Below are 18,887 nucleotides of genomic sequence, written 5' to 3'. Positions count from 1 at the left end.
TCAAAAACTTTGACTTATCGCAGGGTTTTTTATTATCTACTAGTAAAAATTTTTATTTTCTAATGTTATCCTACGAATTAACAACATATTAATAACACCAGTAAGGAAACTCCTCGTTATGTCCAAGGCGCCTATTAACTCTGTTTTGTTTGTTTGCATGGGTAACATTTGCCGCTCGCCAACTGCTGAAGCTGTTTTTCGAAAAAAAGCTACCGATAAAGGCTTATCAATTGAAATCGATTCCGCCGGTACGATAGGTTCGCACGCGAGAGAAAAACCAGATCATCGTGCAATAAAAGCGGGTGAAGCACGTGGATACAATTTTTCAGGGCTCAAAGCACGCAAAGTAACAGAAGATGACTTTGCAAAGTTCGATTTGGTGTTGGCAATGGACGAGAGTAACTTGGATAACCTAAAGTCGGTTTCACCGCAGGAGTATCATCATAAAATTAAATTATTTTTAAGTTATGGCGCTGCTTTTGATGAAACTGAAGTGCCAGATCCCTATTATGGTGGTGCGGGTGGTTTTCGTTATGTATTGGATTTAGTTGAAGATGCTAGTGATGGGTTGTTAGCACAAATTGATTAAGCCAATCGCGCTGTCTATAACTAAACTAAGCACACTGGTAGGTGTGCTTGGTGTGCTAATCGGTGTCTTGAGTTTCCTTATTCATTTCTACTTTGCTGATATTACCATTCCTTTTTATCAAGTGATGTGTGCACCAGCGATTTTGATGTTGTCATTTTTTAGTGAAGAAACACCATTTACCCCTAAAATGTTGTTATTTTTATCAGGCCAATTTATTGGTTATTTTTGTCTCAGCGCAAGTGTGTTAAGTCTTAAACGCCAATTAACTCAGCGTTAATTCACCACGTAAACTGTCTAATAGCTTTGCCTTTATCGTCTCACTAGTTAACTTCTGACTCAACAAAAAGTGTAGCTTGGTCAGCGCGGCTTCTAATGTCATATCCTTGCCACTTATTACGCCACATTCGCTTAATGCGTTACCCGTTGCATAGCCTTGCATATTGACCTTACCTTTTATGCACTGGCTACAGTTAACAATGATCAATCCTTGTTTGTCTGCCGCTTTTAAACAGGCAAGTAGTTCTTTGTCTTGTGGAGCATTTCCAACACCATAACTACGAATAATAAGTGCTTTTACAGGCTGTAATATGACGTTTTTAATCAGATCAGTACTAATCCCAGGGTACAAGTGAACAACACCAATAGGTTGCGGCGTTATTGTATGGAGTAAAATATCATCGTCGTTTATTTCCTTCACTTTGCCATTAATTAGTTTGATATTAATACCAGCTTCTAACAAGGGTTCCATATTTGGCGAATTAAAAGCATCAAAGCCATCTGCGTAGGCTTTAATCGAACGATTACCCCGGAAAAGTTTGTTATTAAAAAACAAACCTACTTCATGAATTGGGAAATTTGCTGCAATGTACAAGGAATTTAATAGGTTAACTTGACCATCTGAGCGCAATTGACTTAACGGAATTTGTGAGCCGGTAACTATGATAGGCTTGCCGAGGTTCTCAAACATAAATGATAACGCTGATGCAGTGTAGGCCATCGTATCTGTGCCGTGCAGAACCACAAAACCATCATAGTCGTGATAATGCTTCTTTATGTCTTGTGCTATAAACTGCCAATCATTTGGGCTCATGTTTGACGAATCTATGAGTGGCTGATATTCGTGAATGGTAAATTCAGGCATTTCTTCACGAAAGAAATCAGGTGTAGCGTTGATCGCTTGTGTTAAATGCCCAACAACCGGTACATAGCCTTGAGCGCTCGGTTTCATACCAATAGTACCGCCGGTATAAGCAACGTATATTTTTTTCTTTTGCATTTTTTGCCGTTAATTAATAAAAAGCCCCAAATTAATGGGGCTTAATGTAGTTAGTTTATTTCACAAGTCAAACAAAAAGAATATATCCCTTGGGGATCATCAAATTGATTAAAGTAATTAAGCTGTGCTTTAAGTGTGCGTAACAAGACATCAGCATAGGTGTTTTGCTTTTTAACATCGACAATACCATTGTCAATCATGAAGCTATAAGCCTGACCAAACATGTCTTGAATCATTTGTTCGATGGGATCTAATTGCTTCTCAATAAGTTTAACGTCGTAGTTATCTAAATTAGCTAAATTTGCTGCTAGTTGTATCGCATCGTCGGTTGTACCTAATTGATCAACCAATCCATTTTGATAGGCTTGGATGCCTGACCAAACTCTACCTTGTGCGATATTATCAACATCTGACACTGACATGTTTCGGTTGCTTGCCACCAACTCTAAAAAGTCTTGATAGCCGCGATTAATATTTAACTGAATTAACTTACCAATACCTTCAGGTAATTGCTCTGTAACACCAAAGCCAGCATATTCAGTTGTGCCAACGCCATCTGTATAAACACCAAGTTTACCTAGGGTATTTTCAAAGGTCATAAACATACCGAATATACCAATCGAACCAGTAATTGTTGTCGGTGAGGCAATGATTTTATCAGCAGGTGCTGAAATCCAATAACCACCTGATGCTGCATAAGTCCCCATTGAGGCAACAACCGGTTTACCCGCTCCTTTGATAAGCTCAATTTCTTGTCGAATAACTTCAGAAGCAAATGCGCTACCGCCTGGGCTATCAACCCGCAAAACGACCGCTTTTACTTGATCGTTTAATCGTGCTTTTCGAAGTAGGGACGCAGTGCTATCTCCACCAATGGTTCCTGCTGGTTGGCGGCCATTTAAAATAGTACCTTTTGCCACTACCATCGCTATTTGGTCTTGTTCTGAAAAATCAGGCAATTGTTCAGCTTTGCTTGCAGCTAAATAATGTTCAAAACCAATATTATCAAACGTGTTTTGCGTAGTTTTATCACCAACCATGTCTATTAGGGCTTGATTCATTTGACTACGCGTCATCAGTTTATCAACCCAACCATTATCTAAGGCGTATTGCGCTATGTTACCATCAGCATTCTCAACTTTTGATACTAGCTGTTCAATCGTCTCATCAAAATTATCAATTGGCATGTTTCGTTGTGTCGCTACAACAGTTTTATATGCCTGCCATAATTCATTTAACCACAAGCGATTCGCTTCTTTGGCTTGTTCTGACATATTGTCACGCATGTAGGGCTCTACTGCGGACTTATATGTACCAACTCTGAAAATATGCTGGCTAATACCCAGTTTTTCGATGGCTGATTTAACATATAGTTGCTTTCTAGCGTATCCATCTAAAATCAACCAACCGTTTGGGTTTAACCAAATTTCATCGGCATAACTTGCTAAGTAATATTGGCCTTGGCTAAAGCCATCACCAATAGCGATTATTTTTTTATCCGTTGCTTTAAAAGCTTCTATGGCAAGGGCAACCTCTGCCATTTTTGTAATGTCTGCGCCATTTAGTCGCTCTAGCTTTAACACAAGTACTTCTATTCTAGAATCCGACGCGGCATTATTGATTGCAGAAGTTAAATCCGACAATAAAACTTCAGGATCTTCTTGCTCACCAGTAATCGCTTCTCCCATTAACGCATCAAAGGGATCGACTTCTACTTGTTGCTCAACTAAACGACCTACAGGATCGAGGACAAGCGCAGCGCTTTTGGGTACGTTAATTGTTTCTTCGGAAGAAAGAGAAACGAAGATAAGAATCAATACTGAGAAGAACACAATATTTATTATAATTTTTCTAAATAGGTTTAATAAGTAACCTAGTTTTGAAAAGAACGAACGGAAGAATTTAGCCATTAATTTTATCCATAAAATGCACGATACACACATTATGCGCGTTATTTGGCTTTTATTTAAGTCTAGAAACTAATTTATGAGTCAATCAGCTGATTTATTTGAAAGAAAATGTGAACAAACACGTTCAATTACTATAAGACGACTTAATGTATCACTTTACTATGATTACAATGTATAAAAATTTTATCTCTAAGCTGCCGTGCTTTGATGGTATCCCGGCCTTGCTCATACGTTTATATCTAGCACCAATATTTATTATTGCGGGGTATAGCAAACTTCAATTAGGTAATCCTGATGCCAGTGGGTTGGCAAGCTTAATGGCAGATCCAAACATTGTCGCTTGGTTTGGTAATGAAGATTGGGGCTTAGGGCTGCCGTTTCCTACCTTATTGGCGAACCTAGCGGCATGGACTGAATTTTTAGGTGGTTGGCTATTGGTATTTGGCCTGCTAACTCGCCTGATTTCAATTCCCTTGATGTTTACCATGGTTGTTGCTGCAACTACGGTTCACCTCGATCATGGTTGGTTTGCGGTAACACCTACTAACCCAGATACCAGCTCAGCTAAGGTTTTGGATTGGGTTGGCATTGACGGTGCTAAGGCTAGTCTAGAAAACTCTCAAGAAGCCGCGAAAAGATTGGACGCAATGCGATCATTACTTGAGGAAAATGGCAATACAGATTGGCTTTATGAAACCGGGAATATTGTTGTGCTAAACAATGGTATTGAGTTTTCAACAACCTATTTCATTATGTTGTTAGCGCTATTTTTTATTGGAGCGGGGCGCTTTACCAGTGTTGATTACTTTATCGATAAAAAATTAGCAAAACCTACCGAATGTTAACGTTTTACTCCATCTTTTAACCTCAGTTGTTAAGAAATTAGGCAGAGTCGCAATGACCTGCCTATCTTTTTTTACTGTTTTCGTTACACTACGGCCTACACTGAAAAAAGAATAAGTTTTAGAACCTATGGAAAGTATTGAGTTGCTGCTTAAGCGTCAATCAAACCCGGCACTTGCTGCGCCAGCGCCAGTGGGGGAGCAATTTACGAATATTTTAAAAGCAGGAATGCGTGTCCCAGACCATGCTGGCCTCGTCCCTTGGCACTTTACTATTGTGCAAGGTGAAGCTTTGGCAACATTAGCAAATATCTATGTCGATGCAATGAAAGCAAAAGGTATTACTGATGAACTAAAGCTACAAAAAGCGTCGAAAATGCCCTTTAGAGCGCCAATGATCATTGTGATTTCCACCCGATACCAAACGCATGAAAAAGTACCTTTAAAAGAGCAGCTGATATCAGCAGGATGTGCAGCTCATGCAATGCAAATGGCGTGCTATGCACAAGGGTTTGGCGCGATGTGGCGAACAGGTGATTTAGCATTTGATGACAATGTAAAGGCTGCGCTTAATATAGATATAGAAAATGATATTGCGGGGTTCCTTTACATTGGTACGCCAACAAAGGTGCTACCAAGTAAAGCTGAAAAGTCCTTTGAACCACATGTCACTTTTTTATCGTGATAAAAAAGCTCAGCGCTGATAACAACGCTGAGCTTTTTAATAAGTTTTAAACTAAATTAAAATGCTGCTGTTTTAGGTGCACGCGGGAATGGGATCGTATCGCGAATATTGCCAATACCTGTAGCATAAGCAACTAAGCGCTCGAAACCTAATCCAAAACCTGAATGTGGCACTGTGCCGTAACGACGAAGATCGCGATACCAAGCATAGTCGGCAGGATCTAAGTTCATTTCTGCTAAACGTTTGTCTAACACCTCAATACGCTCTTCACGTTCGCTACCACCAATAATTTCACCAATACCTGGTGCTAAAATATCCATCGCAGCAACTGTTTTGCCATCGTCATTCAAACGCATATAGAAAGACTTGATGTCTTTAGGGTAGTTTTGCAATACAACTGGCCCACCAACATGTTCTTCAGCTAAGTAACGCTCATGCTCTGAGTTCAAATCTACACCCCAAGACACTGGGTTTTCAAATTTCTTACCACAGTTTTGCAATATCTCAATGGCATCTGTGTAATCCATACGAACAAAATCTGCACTAATCACGTTGTTTAAACGATCTAAAACGGTTTTATCAACTCGCTGTTGGAAAAAGGCCATATCGTCTGGGCGTTCTTCTAGTAATGCTTTGAAAACATATTTCAGCATTTCTTCTGCTAAGTCAGCGGCATCGCAAAGGTGAGCAAATGCTAATTCAGGCTCAACCATCCAGAATTCAGCTAAATGACGAGAGGTATTTGAATTTTCGGCACGGAATGTTGGGCCAAAAGTGTATACCTTTGATAATGCACAAGCGTATGTTTCAACATTTAACTGGCCCGATACCGTTAAAAAGGTTTCTTTACCAAAAAAGTCTTCCGCAAAATCAATATCACCTTTTTCAGTACGCGGTAAGTTTTCCATATCTAATGTACTTACGCGGAACATTTCACCTGCACCTTCACAGTCACTGCCGGTAATCAATGGTGTGCTGATCCAGTAATAGCCTTTCTCGTGGAAGAAGCGGTGTAGGGCTTGAGCAAGTGTATTTCTTACACGTGTTGTTGCACCACCGATATTTGTACGTGCACGTAAGTGACCTTGTTCTCTTAAAAACTCAAGACTGTGGCGTTTAGCTGCCATTGGGTAAGTATCTGGATCTTCAACAAAACCTAACACTTCAACGGCTGTTGCTTGAATTTCGAACGCTTGACCTTTACCAGGAGACTCAACCAATATACCGGTCACTTTTACTGAACAACCCGTCGTTAACTTTTGAACTTCAGATTCGTAATTATTTAGGTCATTAGGCACGATAGCTTGAATTGCGTCGAAACATGAGCCGTCGTGTACTGCTAAAAATGAAATTCCAGCTTTTGAATCACGACGAGTTCTAATCCAGCCGTGAACGCTGATAGATTCGCCTACAGGGTATTTACCTGCTAAGACATCAGTAATAGAAATAACTGACATTGATGACCTCTTTAATTAAAATAATTTACATCGATAAATAAGAGGGATATGTTACCTCGGCGTTTGCGTTTAACAAGTAAAAGTTGTTAAATTTGTAGGATAATAATAAAAAATAAAACAATTGAAGGAAGTTTATGGCCTGGCAAGGTGAAGAACGACGAAGCGAAGATGATTTTTGGGTAAAAATTGCTCGAATTCTAGCTGTTATCGCATGGTCTTTATTTATTGTTGCATTGATTGTTTCGCACTATGCAGCACCAGAAACTGATTTTGGCTTGGTTCGATATCATGATCTTGAAGTTAGAAAGTTTTGGATTAAACCTTTAACCACGTATTTATATATTACCTTATGGACCGCTGCACTATTAAGCTATATTTCTGTTCTGGTAAACAGGTACCGTGCTCGGCGCGCAACAGACAATCGGAATTTCTACGTCAAGTTACTGATGGTGATTATTGTAGCCTGGGTGACCTATCTTCTATTGCACGTTAATTAACGAAGCAGCCCTCTTCATCTAAGACAATGGTTATCGCACGGATCAGTTTTTCCAATTGTTCTGTGCTAATAACAAATGGCGGCATGATATAAATTAATTTACCAAAAGGGCGGATCCACACACCTAGCTCGACAAAACGTTTTTGAATATTGGCAACATTGACAGGTGTTTTCGCCTCGACAACACCGATTGCACCAAGCACGCGAGTATCTAAAACACGTGGATGCGCTTTAAGAGGGAGCAATTGTGATGTGAGTGTTGCTTCTATTTTGCTTACTTGATGTTGCCAATTATTTTCCATTAGTAAACTTAATGATGCATTAGCAACCGCACAAGCAAGAGGGTTAGCCATAAAAGTAGGTCCGTGCATGAAACAGCCTGCATCACCTTGGCTAATCGTTTCTGCTACTTTTTTCGTAGACAGTGTTGCCGCTAACGACATATAACCACCAGTGATTGCTTTACCCAAACAAAGAATATCAGGCACTACATTTGCCCATTCACACGCAAACAATTTACCTGTTCGCCCAAAGCCCGTGGCTATTTCATCTACAATAAACAATACATTGTAACGTTGGCAAAGCTGTTCACAGGCTTTTAAAAACTCTGGATGATAAATTTTCATACCACCAGCGCCTTGAACAATAGGCTCTATAATAAATGCGGCTAAATTATGATGATGAGTTGCGAACAATTCTGATAGTTCATCAATATCATTTGCTTGCCATTGTTCATCAAAGCGTGTTTGTGGTGCGGGTGCAAAAATGTTTTTAGCAAGCACAGATTCAAACATAGTGTGCATACCGTTTACAGGATCACAAACCCCCATAGCTGCAAAAGTATCGCCATGGTAGCCATTTTTTACCGTTAATAATTTGCTCTTACTCGGCTTACCTAATGAATGCCAATATTGAATGGCCATTTTAATTGCGACCTCAACGGAAACAGAGCCTGAATCACTGATGAAGACTTTTTCAAGTGACGGTGGTGTGAGAGCAACAAGTCTTTGTGATAGTTCAATCGCACTTTGGTGGGTGATACCACCAAACATGACATGACTCATTTTAGTGCTTTGGTCAATCAGCGCGCTATTTAACGTTGGATGATTATAACCGTGAATAACCGCCCACCAAGAGGACATGCCATCGATAAGTTTCGTATCATCAGCTAGCATCAGTTCGCAACCTTCAGCACTTTTTACGAAATATGAAGGCAATGGATTAGTCATCGACGTATATGGATGCCAAATATGATTTTTATCAAACTCTAAAAGCTCTGTATAAGATTTAATCATTAGTAAACTTTGTTGTGGTTGGTGCGTTGACAATAACGAAATGGAGGGTAGACTAACCGCAAATTAGCTTAATTACAATCAAGAACATGTCTCAGTTAAATTCACTTTCTCAATCGACTTCATTAAATTTTGAACTAGGTGCAATTCGCAATAATTGGACTAACGCAGAAGTGCAAGCCTTATTCGATTTACCTTTTAATGATTTAATGTTCTATGCTCAAATGGTACATCGCCAACATTTTAATCCCAACGAAGTACAAGTCAGTACATTGTTATCAATAAAAACAGGTGCCTGCCCAGAAGATTGTAAATACTGCTCTCAAAGTGCACGCTATAAAACAGATATCGATAAAGAACGTCTACTTGAAGTTGAAAAAGTACTAGAAGCTGCGCAAGCGGCAAAAAATCAAGGTTCAACGCGTTTTTGTATGGGCGCTGCATGGCGTAACCCTAAAGCCAGAGATATGCCTTATGTCAAAGAAATGGTGAAAGGTGTAAAAGAATTAGGCTTAGAAACTTGTATGACATTAGGTATGTTATCTGAAGAACAAGCGAAAGAGTTAAGTGACGCAGGGTTAGATTACTATAATCATAACCTTGATACATCACCTGAGCATTACAATTCAATTATTACGACACGTACGTTCCAAGATCGCTTAGATACCCTAGAAAATGTAAGAAACTCGGGAATGAAAGTGTGTAGTGGCGGGATCCTAGGTTTAGGGGAGAAGGCAACAGATCGCATCTCTTTGTTGAGCCAATTAGCAAACTTACCTAAGCACCCTGACAGCGTACCAATGAATATGCTTGTTAAGATTGAAGGCACGCCATTAGCTGATGTTGAAGATCTCGATCATTTTGAGTTTATTAAAAATATCGCAGTTGCTCGTATTATGATGCCGAAAAGTCATGTTCGACTGTCAGCAGGACGCGAAGCAATGAATGAACAAATGCAATCTATGTGTTTCCTGGCTGGTGCAAACTCAATTTTCTATGGCTGTAAGTTACTTACCACAGCTAATCCAGAAACAAATCAAGATATTTTGTTGTTCAAAAAGTTAGGTATTAATACTGAAACAGTAGATAGCATTGAATCTGAAGATCAAGAATCTGCTCAAATTCATGCAAAAATTGTAGATAATCAAAATACTGATTTATTTTACAACGCTGAGTAGTTGTTAGGTTTAATTTGAGCTTTACCTTTTTAACATCAACACTTGATGAGCGACGCCAAAATAACCAATTTAGGCGTCGTCATTGTATTGAAACCATCGATCAACAACTGATTAGCGTTAACAACAAGCAATATGTTAATTTTTCAAGTAATGATTACCTTGGTTTAAACAATCACCAATCAATCAATCAAGCACTGTGTGATGGCGCTAAACAGTTTGGGACGAGTAGTTGTAGCTCCTCGTTGGTAACAGGGTACAGCTATGCTCATCAGGCATTGGAAAATGAAATTTGTCAATGGCAAAACAAAGAGCGCTGTTTACTGTTTAGCTCAGGCTTTGCCGCTAACCTTGGCACCTTGCAAGCATTAAAACACGCTGGCACTAAGCTATACCTCGATAAACTCAGTCATGCATCGCTGATAGATGGCGCAAGATTAGCGAGTGTTGGCAATCAAAATCCAGTCAAGCGATTTAAGCACAACGATCCATCACACCTAAATAAGTTATTGCAGGCTGAACGCGACAATCAACTTGTTGTCACAGAAAGTGTATTTTCGATGGATGGTGACTGTGCGCCATTAACTGAAATCAAACAATTATCCGCAAAATACAACGCGATGTTATATGTTGATGATGCTCATGGTTTAGGTGTTCTAGGACAACAAGGTGAGGGTGGCGCTAGTCTTTGTCAAAGTGACATTACAATGGGAACATTTGGGAAGGCAATAGCAACCCAAGGCGCATTTATAGGCTGCGATAAAAACTTATTTGATTACTTAATTAACTTTTCAAGAGAATACATTTATTCAACGGCAATCTCACCGGCTGTTGCTTGGTCAACGTTAACGAGCATAAAGTTAATTCAAAAAGAGCATTGGCGTAGGGAAAAGGTTCAGGAATTAAGCCAATTATTCAAAAGTAAGCTAGACTCTTCTATCACGCTTTTACCAAATGATTCGTCGATACATGCGATAGTTATCGGCGATGAAGATAAAGCGCTAAGTGTAAGTGAGAAACTAAAAAAAGAGGGCTTTTGGGTTAGCGCTATTAGACCTCCAACGGTACCTAAGGGAACTTCTAGGTTACGCGTTACAATTTGTCAAAACCATAATGCTAGGGATATCATTAGGTTAGCGGAAAATATAAACAAGGCTATGGTGTAGTGGTATTAAAGCATCAACAACAAAAAATTGCGCAAAACTTTGGTTCAGCATCGTCCTCTTACGATGTATCAGCAAGACTTCAACGCTTTTCAGGTAAACATTTATTACCTTGGTTACCCAATCGACATGATTTAACCGTACTTGATTTAGGTTGCGGGACGGGCTTTTTCTCTGATGTTTTAGCTAAGCGTTATAAGCAAGTAATTGGCTTAGATTTATCAAAAGATATGCTTAGTTATACGAAAGAAAACCGTGATCAACACATTAATTTGGTTAACGCCAATGCTATGTCATTACCTTTTCAAGATAATAGCCTAGATGTTATTTATTCCAATTTGGTCATTCAATGGTGTCAGCCGTTAACGACTTTGCTTGCAGAAATAAACAGAGTGCTTAAGCCAGGCGGTATCTTTATTGTTTCAACCTTAACTGATGGTACTTTATTCGAATTAAAGTCTTCATGGGCTCAGGTTGATGATGAAAAACATGTCATCGATTTCAAATCGGCTGAAGAATTGGCTACCGATTTTGAATCTGTGGAAATGGAAGTGTTAGACGCCAAACAACAAGATATTTCACTAGAATATGAGAGCGTTTTACACCTAGCTCATGAATTAAAAGGCCTGGGCGCAAACCATGTGCCCGATAAGGAAAAGAAAGGCTTAGCGGGCAAAGACAAGTGGCGCAAAATGACACAGGCTTACAGCGACTTTCAAGAACCTAGTGGTATTTACCCAGCGACATATGCCCTTTATTCAGCAATGTTAGTAAAACTAAACTTCTAAATATGAAAAAATACTTTATTACTGCGACTGATACAGACGCAGGAAAAACCTTTATCGCTTGTGCGATAGCTAAAAATCTTGGTCAGCACGGTCAGGTTAAGGGCTTTAAACCGGTCTCTGCTGGTTGTGAGTTATTAAATGGCCAATTAGTGAATGAAGATGCAGCATTACTTGCCAAGTATTGTAATGCTCAACAATCTATCAGCGACGTAAACCCCATCGCATTTCAAGAGCCTATTGCGCCACATATTGCCGCAGCACAGCTCGGCGTATCGATTACAACAAATGACATTCAATCTCATTTTGAAAAACTAGTGGATAACTCAGCGCAATACATGATTACTGAAGGAGCGGGTGGTTGGCGATTACCTTTAGGGAATGGCGAGTTTTTGTCAGATTTTGCTAAGTCGACACAGCAAGCTGTTGTACTCGTCGTTAATATGAAATTAGGGTGTTTAAATCATGCCCGACTGACATTTGAATCTATTGTTCAAGATGGCTTAATTGTTGTCGGTTGGGTTGCAAATTGTATTGAAGACATGTTGTATCAAGAAGAGAATTTATCACAATTGAACAAGTTATTATCAGCGCCTTGTTTAGGTGTGGTACCTAAATGCCAGTCAATAGACGAAGCGTGTTCGTATTTATCTATTGACCAGCTCATTTAAATTTTATGTTACTTAGTTGATGGCGGTTAACTCATAACCGTCTTCAATTTCAGTTTTCTTACCGTCTAAAAATAAGTAGCCAGCTTTACCACCAATTAATGTAATAGTTTCACCGGTCATTTTTAACGCTGTACCTTCTACAATACCAACGATTTCTGTTGTTGGATTCAATACCATAAACTCTTGTAGACGTTGTTCACGCGTTTCACCGTTATGACCTGGTGGTGTGTAGTCTGTATAATGTGGGTTTATCTGAAAATTCACCAACTTCAAGGCATTAAAACTTGGCGGTTCAATAATTGGCATATCGTTGGTGGTACGAATAGTTGCACCAGCAACGTTCGAGCCAGCACTCCAACCAATATATGGCATACCATGACTAACACGATCTTGAATCGCGTCTATTAGTTTGTTTTCATACAGTTGATGTAAAAGCCTAAACGTATTACCACCACCAACAGCGATAGCTTGTGCATTCTTTATTGCATTTACTGGATCGGCATGACTATGAATGCCAACAACCTTAATGTTTTTATCGTTAAGAGCTGACTGAACCATCTGTGTATATTCATCATAGTTAATTGTAACGCCAGCATAAGGAATAAAAAGAAGCTCGGTAACTTCACCTAAATGATCTTTAATCATATCAAGTGCATGAGATAAATAAGGCGTATCACCAACGCGCGAACTACTTAATAATAATAAATTCTGATTTGTCATAATAATTCCAAGAAAAGCTTATCTTTTGTATTTTAACGTGAAACAAGCATTAAGGCATTAATCGTTTAACTCTTTTAAACACGCCTGTGCGATAAATCCTGAACGGGAAGGGTATTCACCTGAAATAGCGACCCGATCATCAATTTTTTTAATCAGTAACTCTGGCAACGTAACATTTATCTTTTGGCTTTTACCCAGGAAGGGTGTGATGTCAATTTCATGCATTCCCCATAACAAAACATTCTTTTGAACGAACTGCTGCTGCAGGGCAGTGAAATTAGTTGCGTGCGGAATTGCTTCACCGTACTCGGCCAAAATAGCTAAGTGTTCAGCTATTGCTTTTTTTACTGCAGAAAAACCTTCTTCAAAGCTAGCCACACTAATTTGGCAACCTGGAATATCGGGCACGTTCACAAGTAACTTATCGTCACTAATCGTTGGTAAAAAACAAAACGGATAATTCATTTAAACACTCCTAAAGTTTACGCTTTTGATTGTAACCCTGATAACTCTATACTGTCTACCTTAAATAACCCCGACACCTCCACTGAGCCTATAGTTGATAACCCTGATAACTCCGCAAAGGTCAGATTAAGTAACCCTGATAACTCTTTGTAAGTGCTCACACTATGCTTAAAGTAATAGAAATACAGTTCGGTAATTCAGGGTTGCTTAACATTCCTTGCGGGCAGTTAATTATGGCTTTAGTAACCCTTGGAGTTGTTGCTATGTTAGTTAACGTACTGTTCTGTCGGGGGATAAAGAGATGAGGTGAAACGATTTTTATGACGTATGTCAGTTATTATGCAAAGAAAAAAAGCAAACCAAAGGTTAAAAATTAAACTGGATTAGCTAGGTGATTTTTACCATGAGGAGGGTTGTGAGCAAGAAATTTTTCTTAAAATCGGTAAGGTGTTTTCTGAATGATATTTTCTGAAACAATAAAATTTAGGCATTAAAAAAGCACAGTGAATACTGTGCTTTTATACTTAACGAAATGTCGTTGTAAAAATTAAACGTGTGCTTTTGTCACTTTTAATACTTTAAGCGTGTTTGTAGCACCAACAGTTTCCATCATGTCACCATGAGTAAAGATAACTTTATCGCCAACGTTTAGGTCGTTGCTTGCTGTTAAAAGTTTTAATACTTCATTTGATAGGCTGTCATTTGAACAACTACGCGAATCAAATTCAACAGGATAAACACCGCGATAAATCGCAGTCTTAGTTAATGTTTTATTGTGACGTGATAACGAGTAAATAGGTAAACCTGAAGTGATACGAGACATCACTTTACTGGTTTGACCCGACTCAGTTAATGCAATAATAGCTTTAACACCGTCTAAGTGGTTAGCTGCGTACATTGCTGATAGGGCGATTGTTTCAGAAACTTCGGTAAAGGTGAGATCTACACGATGTTTTGAAATATTTACTGAACGTTGTTTTTCCGCACCTAAACAAACATTAGCCATCGCTTCTACAGTTTCTACCGGGAAATCACCAGCGGCTGTTTCAGCACTTAACATTACTGCGTCAGTACCATCTAATACCGCGTTAGCTACATCCATAACTTCAGCACGTGTTGGCATTGGGCTACTGATCATTGACTCCATCATCTGTGTCGCTGTAATAACCGCACGGTTTAACTGACGAGCACGCGCAATCATGTGCTTTTGCTTACCAACTAACTCAGCATCACCAATTTCAACACCTAAATCGCCACGGGCAACCATAACAACATCAGATGCTAAAATAATACCATCTAAGGTTTCATCACTTGCAACTGCTTCAGCTCGTTCTACTTTTGCAACTAAACGTGTGTCACAACCAGCTTCTTGTGCTAAAAGACGAGCTTCGCGCATATCTGCAGCATCACGAGGGAAAGAAACAGCTAAGAAATCAGTTTTAATTTTAGCTGCTAACTTAATATCAGCTTTATCTTTATCTGTTAGTGCTGCTGCTGATAAACCACCGCCTTGGCGGTTGATACCTTTATTGTTAGAAAGTGGGCCACCGACGGTTACTTCAGTCATGACCGAGGTATCAGTAGTCGATAATACTTTTAGCTGTACACGGCCGTCATCAAGTAACAAGATATCACCAGTGCTAACGTCTTGTGGTAGCTGTTTGTAATCAATACCCACTTTTTCTTGGCAACCTTCACCCTTTGGTAATGTTGCATCTAATTCAAATTTATCACCAATGGCTAACTGGATTTTTTTGTTGTCTTTAAAGGTAGAAACACGAATTTTTGGTCCTTGAAGGTCACCTAAAATACCTACGTAAACGCCAAGTTCTTTTGAAATTTCACGTACCATGTTTGCACGGTTGATATGATCTTCAGGAGCACCGTGTGAAAAGTTAAGGCGAACTACGTTTACGCCAGCAGCCAATACTTTTTTAAGCGTTTCTTTATCGTCTGTTGCTGGGCCTAACGTTGCAACGATTTTCGTTCTTCTAAGCATGATATACTCTTTGATTGGGTTAACTTTAAAAAAAGCTTAACGGTTGTTCGTTAAGCTCTTATGAAACATTATTCTTTTCTGTCAAAACGTGAACTACGTAAGCTGTCTTTCACTTTCTTCAGGTTATCTCTAAATTTAGTACCACGGCGCAGTGTAAAACCCGTTGCCAAAATATCGACTAGCGTTAACTGAGCAATACGTGATGACATTGGCATATATAAATCAGTGTCTTCTGCAACGTCCATTGATAATACGATAGTACATTCTTTAGCTAATGGTGTGCCCTCAGTCGTAATGCCAATTACGGTAGCATCATTTTCACGGGCAAGACTGGCAACTTCTACTAATGATTTTGTGCGGCCAGTATGTGAAATAAGTACAACAACGTCACCTTGTGTTGAGTTAATAGCACTCATGCGTTGCATTAATACATCATCGAAATATACAACAGGGACATTAAAGCGGAAGAACTTGTTTTGAGCATCGTGCGCTACGACAGCACTTGCACCAAGACCAAAAAATGAAATTTTATTTGCTTGCGTTAAAAGATCAACCGAACGGTTGATCGTTCCTGAATCTAAACTTTTACGTGCCATTTCAAGATTAGCCATTGTTGATTCAAAGATTTTGGCTGTGTATTCATCAGCACTATCATTTTCATCAACATGTCTATTTACGTAAGGGGTACCATTAGCCAAACTTTGCGCTAAGTGCAGTTTGAAATCAGGGTAACCTTTAGTATCTAATCGACGACAAAAACGGTTAACCGTTGGTTCACTTATATTCGCCTGTTTAGCGAGCGCAGCTATACTTGCATGTATAACAGTACTTGGTGACGCAAGGATCACTTCAGCTACTTTTCGTTCAGACTTGCTGAATGTGTCTAGCTCGTTAGCGATCTTTTCTAATATATTCATGAATCTATGACCCTAGATTTTTTATAATTTGTAATAAAGTTTCGCACTTTATCGCTAAAATGTGAAATTTATTTTCAGAATTACCATTAATATAAAGCAAAATACTGAATACTTGCAAACGTTTAATAAATAATCATTCAAAAACACCTCTGATAACGTGTATTTACGGTGGCGATACTTAAAATGTAGTAAAATTACAAAAAAGTCTTTACTGCAAAGATAACTAGCGTTAGATTATGCTCAATATAGTTGAGTTAAACGCTGTAAATTAGAGAATAACTAATGAAAAACAACGAACAACATGTCGCAACGGAAATAGTCATCTTTGGCGCGCTCGGTGATCTATCTCGCCGTAAATTGCTTCCAGCCCTTTATCAATTAGATTTAGCTGGTCTTCTTCATGAAGACAGTCACGTCGTTGCTGCTGCCCGTAATGATATTTCAGCAACAGAATTCGTCGAACAGGTAAAAGAAAGTCTAAATGAATTCGTTAAACAAGGACTTGATGAAACCGTATTAGCGCGTTTTGTAGACCGTTTAATTTATCAAAAGATGGACTTTAAAGAAGTCTCGTCGTTTGATGGTCTAGCCCAGACCTTATCAAATGGTAGTGATACTCGCGTGTTTTACTTCTCTACGTCACCAAGTATCTACGGTGATATCGGTGAAGGACTTAATCACGCTAAATTAAACACGGCAGATGTTCGTGTTGTGATGGAAAAACCAATTGGTCATTGTTTAGAGTCTTCTAAAGTCATCAATGATCAAGTGTCTCGCTATTTTAACGAAAATCAGATTTACCGAATTGACCACTACTTAGGTAAAGAAACTGTTCTTAATTTATTAGTATTGCGTTTTGCCAATTCTTTATTTACCAATAACTGGGATCGTAATCATATCGACCACGTTCAAATTACCGTTGCAGAAAGTGTCGGTATAGAAGGGCGCTGGGGGTTTTATGATGATGCAGGTCAAATGCGTGACATGGTGCAAAACCATTTACTGCAAATTTTGTCCTTATTAGCAATGGAGCCACCAGCGGATTTAGGCGCTGATAGTATCCGTGATGAAAAGTTAAAAGTATTGAAGGCACTTTGTCCGATAGATCGTCATAACGTGAAAGAAAAGACCGTACGTGGTCAATACACTGAAGGCTTTTTAAATGGCGGTCCAGTACCTGGCTATCTTCAAGAAGACGATGCTAATACAAAAAGTAATACCGAAACGTTTGTCGCAATCAAAGCTGAAATCGATAACTGGCGTTGGACAGGTGTGCCATTTTATTTGCGCACTGGTAAACGTATGCCTGCAAAGCACAGTGAGATTGTTGTCCATTTTAAAGAGCAGCCTCATAACATCTTTAAAGACAGCTACGATGATTTACCAGCAAACAAATTAACCATTCGCCTTCAACCCGATGAAGGTGTTGAACTAGAAGTCATGAATAAAATTCCTGGCATTGCTTCGCAATTACATATTCATGAAAATAAGCTCGATTTGAGTTTTTCAGAAACATATAACGATATGCGTGTAGTTGATGCATACGAGCGCTTAATGCTTGAAGTGATCAATGGTAACCAGTCTTGGTTTGTACGCCGTGATGAAGTAGAAGCTGCATGGGTTTGGGCAGATGGAATTATTGAAGCTTGGCAATCAACCAACGACAAGCCTAAACCATATGCTGCCGGTTCATGGGGACCTGTATCGTCTATTTCCTTGATCGCACGTGACGACAGACAGTGGGTAGAATAAATGTATACATTAAATGAATTTGAATCTCGTGATGTGTTAGACGAGAAACTTGCTCACCATATTGCTGACGTTTTAACGCAAGCCGTTAATCAAAAGGGTAAAGCAAGCATGGCTGTTTCTGGTGGTTCTACGCCAAAAGGCTTATTTGAAAAGCTATCGAATATGCCATTACCATGGTCGAACATTACAGTTACCCTTGCCGATGAGCGTTGGGTAGACTTCGAATCTAAAGACAGTAATACCCGTTTAGTGCATGAAAACCTGTTAAAAGATAATGCTAAAGCAGCAACGTTTTTTCACATTAAACAAGGTGAAAAACTTACATCTGACGTACTTGCTACATTAAACGAGCAAGCATTAGCACAGGTTTTACCATTTGATGTACTGATATTAGGTATGGGTGAAGACGGGCATACCGCGTCTTTATTCCCATGCAGTGCAGAAATAAAGCAAGGGTTTGCGCCTGACGCACAACCATTATTAGCGGTACAACCGGCCACCGCACCTCATCAGCGCATATCGTTTAGTTTTGCACACTTAGCGCAAAGCAAAAGTACGATTTTACATATATGCGGTGATAGTAAGAAAAACGTTTTAGAACATGCCTTAGTTAGCGACGATCATTTTGAAATGCCAATACGTGCGTTTTTACATGGTGACGCTGCCGATACATCAATTTTTTGGGCGCAATAA

The 18,887-nt window shown here is 39.2% G+C and carries 19 protein-coding genes; 11 read left to right on the top strand and 8 right to left on the bottom strand.

Annotation, left to right across the window (positions count from 1 at the left end; genetic code table 11):
- Window positions 1-118: 118 nt before the first annotated feature.
- Both QQK02_RS06805 and QQK02_RS06800 read left to right on the top strand, forming a co-directional pair.
- Window positions 119-589, top strand: coding sequence for a low molecular weight protein-tyrosine-phosphatase (locus QQK02_RS06805; protein WP_284207236.1), 471 nt, complete (start codon window positions 119-121; stop codon window positions 587-589).
- Entirely contained in the window at window positions 582-866 is a 285-nt protein-coding gene (locus QQK02_RS06800) for a hypothetical protein (RefSeq protein WP_284207235.1), read from the top strand. Before QQK02_RS06805 ends, QQK02_RS06800 begins: the two co-directional genes overlap by 8 nt.
- On the opposite strand, the gene ansA is transcribed toward QQK02_RS06800, so the two are convergent.
- Both ansA and sppA read right to left on the bottom strand, forming a co-directional pair.
- Window positions 852-1,865 carry an asparaginase gene (gene ansA / locus QQK02_RS06795; RefSeq protein WP_284207234.1) on the bottom strand — a complete coding sequence of 338 codons (1,014 nt, stop codon included), beginning with the start codon at window positions 1,863-1,865 and terminating at the stop codon, window positions 852-854. The two genes, QQK02_RS06800 and ansA, sit on opposite strands and share 15 nt — an antisense overlap.
- A 50-nt stretch (window positions 1,866-1,915) precedes the next feature.
- Window positions 1,916-3,775 carry a signal peptide peptidase SppA gene (sppA, locus tag QQK02_RS06790; RefSeq protein WP_284207233.1) on the bottom strand — a complete coding sequence of 620 codons (1,860 nt, stop codon included), beginning with the start codon at window positions 3,773-3,775 and terminating at the stop codon, window positions 1,916-1,918.
- 161 nt (window positions 3,776-3,936) lie between these two features.
- On the opposite strand from sppA, the gene QQK02_RS06785 reads away from it, so the two are divergent.
- Complete coding sequence (locus QQK02_RS06785; RefSeq protein ID WP_407705024.1) at window positions 3,937-4,620, top strand: HvfX family Cu-binding RiPP maturation protein; 684 nt, start codon at window positions 3,937-3,939, stop codon at window positions 4,618-4,620.
- Between the two features lie 127 nt (window positions 4,621-4,747).
- Complete coding sequence (locus tag QQK02_RS06780; RefSeq protein WP_284207231.1) at window positions 4,748-5,302, top strand: NAD(P)H nitroreductase; 555 nt, start codon at window positions 4,748-4,750, stop codon at window positions 5,300-5,302.
- Window positions 5,303-5,358: 56 nt separating this feature from the next.
- Here QQK02_RS06780 and asnS read toward each other — a convergent pair whose 3' ends face one another.
- The gene (gene asnS / locus QQK02_RS06775; RefSeq protein ID WP_284207230.1) at window positions 5,359-6,759 is read right to left on the bottom strand and encodes an asparagine--tRNA ligase; all 1,401 of its coding nucleotides are present in this window, start codon (window positions 6,757-6,759) and stop codon (window positions 5,359-5,361) included.
- A gap of 134 nt (window positions 6,760-6,893) precedes the next feature.
- On the opposite strand from asnS, the gene QQK02_RS06770 reads away from it, so the two are divergent.
- Window positions 6,894-7,256 (top strand): hypothetical protein, encoded by a 363-nt coding sequence (locus QQK02_RS06770; RefSeq protein WP_284207229.1) that lies wholly within the window; start codon window positions 6,894-6,896, stop codon window positions 7,254-7,256.
- On the opposite strand, the gene bioA is transcribed toward QQK02_RS06770, so the two are convergent.
- On the bottom strand, window positions 7,249-8,550 hold the full coding sequence (bioA, locus tag QQK02_RS06765) for an adenosylmethionine--8-amino-7-oxononanoate transaminase (protein WP_284207228.1): 1,302 nt from the start codon (window positions 8,548-8,550) through the stop codon (window positions 7,249-7,251). The two genes, QQK02_RS06770 and bioA, sit on opposite strands and share 8 nt — an antisense overlap.
- Window positions 8,551-8,636: 86 nt before the next feature.
- Between bioA and bioB the strand changes: the two genes are divergently transcribed.
- The 4 genes from bioB to bioD are packed head-to-tail and all read left to right on the top strand — an operon-like array spanning window position 8,637 to window position 12,341.
- A complete protein-coding gene (bioB, locus tag QQK02_RS06760) occupies window positions 8,637-9,725 on the top strand; it encodes a biotin synthase BioB (RefSeq protein ID WP_284207227.1) in 1,089 nt (362 codons plus the stop codon).
- A gap of 14 nt (window positions 9,726-9,739) precedes the next feature.
- Complete coding sequence (gene bioF / locus QQK02_RS06755; RefSeq protein ID WP_284207226.1) at window positions 9,740-10,888, top strand: 8-amino-7-oxononanoate synthase; 1,149 nt, start codon at window positions 9,740-9,742, stop codon at window positions 10,886-10,888.
- Window positions 10,888-11,673, top strand: coding sequence for a malonyl-ACP O-methyltransferase BioC (gene bioC, locus QQK02_RS06750; RefSeq protein ID WP_284207225.1), 786 nt, complete (start codon window positions 10,888-10,890; stop codon window positions 11,671-11,673). The genes bioF and bioC overlap by 1 nt, the downstream gene beginning before the upstream one ends.
- A 2-nt stretch (window positions 11,674-11,675) precedes the next feature.
- Window positions 11,676-12,341: a dethiobiotin synthase gene (bioD, locus tag QQK02_RS06745; RefSeq protein ID WP_284207224.1), complete on the top strand. Its 666-nt coding sequence runs from the start codon at window positions 11,676-11,678 to the stop codon at window positions 12,339-12,341.
- A 12-nt stretch (window positions 12,342-12,353) separates the two neighbouring features.
- Here bioD and pepE read toward each other — a convergent pair whose 3' ends face one another.
- The 4 genes from pepE to QQK02_RS06725 form a co-directional block, all read right to left on the bottom strand.
- Complete coding sequence (gene pepE / locus QQK02_RS06740; protein WP_284207223.1) at window positions 12,354-13,061, bottom strand: dipeptidase PepE; 708 nt, start codon at window positions 13,059-13,061, stop codon at window positions 12,354-12,356.
- Between the two features lie 57 nt (window positions 13,062-13,118).
- Window positions 13,119-13,526, bottom strand: a complete 408-nt coding sequence (locus QQK02_RS06735; RefSeq protein WP_284207222.1) for a type II toxin-antitoxin system HicB family antitoxin — start codon at window positions 13,524-13,526, stop codon at window positions 13,119-13,121.
- 547 nt (window positions 13,527-14,073) lie between these two features.
- Window positions 14,074-15,525 (bottom strand): pyruvate kinase, encoded by a 1,452-nt coding sequence (gene pyk / locus QQK02_RS06730; RefSeq protein WP_284207221.1) that lies wholly within the window; start codon window positions 15,523-15,525, stop codon window positions 14,074-14,076.
- Window positions 15,526-15,593: 68 nt separating this feature from the next.
- Window positions 15,594-16,442: a MurR/RpiR family transcriptional regulator gene (locus QQK02_RS06725; RefSeq protein WP_284207220.1), complete on the bottom strand. Its 849-nt coding sequence runs from the start codon at window positions 16,440-16,442 to the stop codon at window positions 15,594-15,596.
- A gap of 282 nt (window positions 16,443-16,724) precedes the next feature.
- Here QQK02_RS06725 and zwf point away from each other — a divergent pair, with 282 nt between their 5' ends.
- Entirely contained in the window at window positions 16,725-18,194 is a 1,470-nt protein-coding gene (gene zwf, locus QQK02_RS06720) for a glucose-6-phosphate dehydrogenase (protein WP_284207219.1), read from the top strand.
- Window positions 18,195-18,887, top strand: a complete 693-nt coding sequence (gene pgl, locus QQK02_RS06715) for a 6-phosphogluconolactonase (protein WP_284207217.1) — start codon at window positions 18,195-18,197, stop codon at window positions 18,885-18,887.

Origin of the sequence: Thalassotalea eurytherma, from assembly GCF_030161415.1 — a bacterium.
Lineage (GTDB): Bacteria > Pseudomonadota > Gammaproteobacteria > Enterobacterales > Alteromonadaceae > Thalassotalea_G > Thalassotalea_G eurytherma.
The sequence above is the reverse complement of the archived record's forward strand: the minus strand, read 5'-3'. Positions and strand labels throughout refer to the sequence as shown.

Excerpts from the sequence above, each read along its gene's own strand:
- QQK02_RS06805 (WP_284207236.1), top strand. The coding sequence starts at position 119 with ATGTCCAAGGCGCCTATTAACTCTGTTTTGTTTGTTTGCATGGGTAAC.
- zwf (WP_284207219.1), top strand. The coding sequence starts at position 16,725 with ATGAAAAACAACGAACAACATGTCGCAACGGAAATAGTCATCTTTGGC.
- QQK02_RS06770 (WP_284207229.1), top strand. The coding sequence starts at position 6,894 with ATGGCCTGGCAAGGTGAAGAACGACGAAGCGAAGATGATTTTTGGGTA.
- bioA (WP_284207228.1), bottom strand. The coding sequence starts at position 8,550 with ATGATTAAATCTTATACAGAGCTTTTAGAGTTTGATAAAAATCATATT.
- QQK02_RS06785 (WP_407705024.1), top strand. The coding sequence starts at position 3,937 with ATGATTACAATGTATAAAAATTTTATCTCTAAGCTGCCGTGCTTTGAT.
- bioB (WP_284207227.1), top strand. The coding sequence starts at position 8,637 with ATGTCTCAGTTAAATTCACTTTCTCAATCGACTTCATTAAATTTTGAA.
- asnS (WP_284207230.1), bottom strand. The coding sequence starts at position 6,759 with ATGTCAGTTATTTCTATTACTGATGTCTTAGCAGGTAAATACCCTGTA.
- pepE (WP_284207223.1), bottom strand. The coding sequence starts at position 13,061 with ATGACAAATCAGAATTTATTATTATTAAGTAGTTCGCGCGTTGGTGAT.
- pyk (WP_284207221.1), bottom strand. The coding sequence starts at position 15,525 with ATGCTTAGAAGAACGAAAATCGTTGCAACGTTAGGCCCAGCAACAGAC.
- sppA (WP_284207233.1), bottom strand. The coding sequence starts at position 3,775 with ATGGCTAAATTCTTCCGTTCGTTCTTTTCAAAACTAGGTTACTTATTA.
- QQK02_RS06735 (WP_284207222.1), bottom strand. The coding sequence starts at position 13,526 with ATGAATTATCCGTTTTGTTTTTTACCAACGATTAGTGACGATAAGTTA.
- bioD (WP_284207224.1), top strand. The coding sequence starts at position 11,676 with ATGAAAAAATACTTTATTACTGCGACTGATACAGACGCAGGAAAAACC.
- QQK02_RS06780 (WP_284207231.1), top strand. The coding sequence starts at position 4,748 with ATGGAAAGTATTGAGTTGCTGCTTAAGCGTCAATCAAACCCGGCACTT.
- pgl (WP_284207217.1), top strand. The coding sequence starts at position 18,195 with ATGTATACATTAAATGAATTTGAATCTCGTGATGTGTTAGACGAGAAA.
- QQK02_RS06725 (WP_284207220.1), bottom strand. The coding sequence starts at position 16,442 with ATGAATATATTAGAAAAGATCGCTAACGAGCTAGACACATTCAGCAAG.
- ansA (WP_284207234.1), bottom strand. The coding sequence starts at position 1,865 with ATGCAAAAGAAAAAAATATACGTTGCTTATACCGGCGGTACTATTGGT.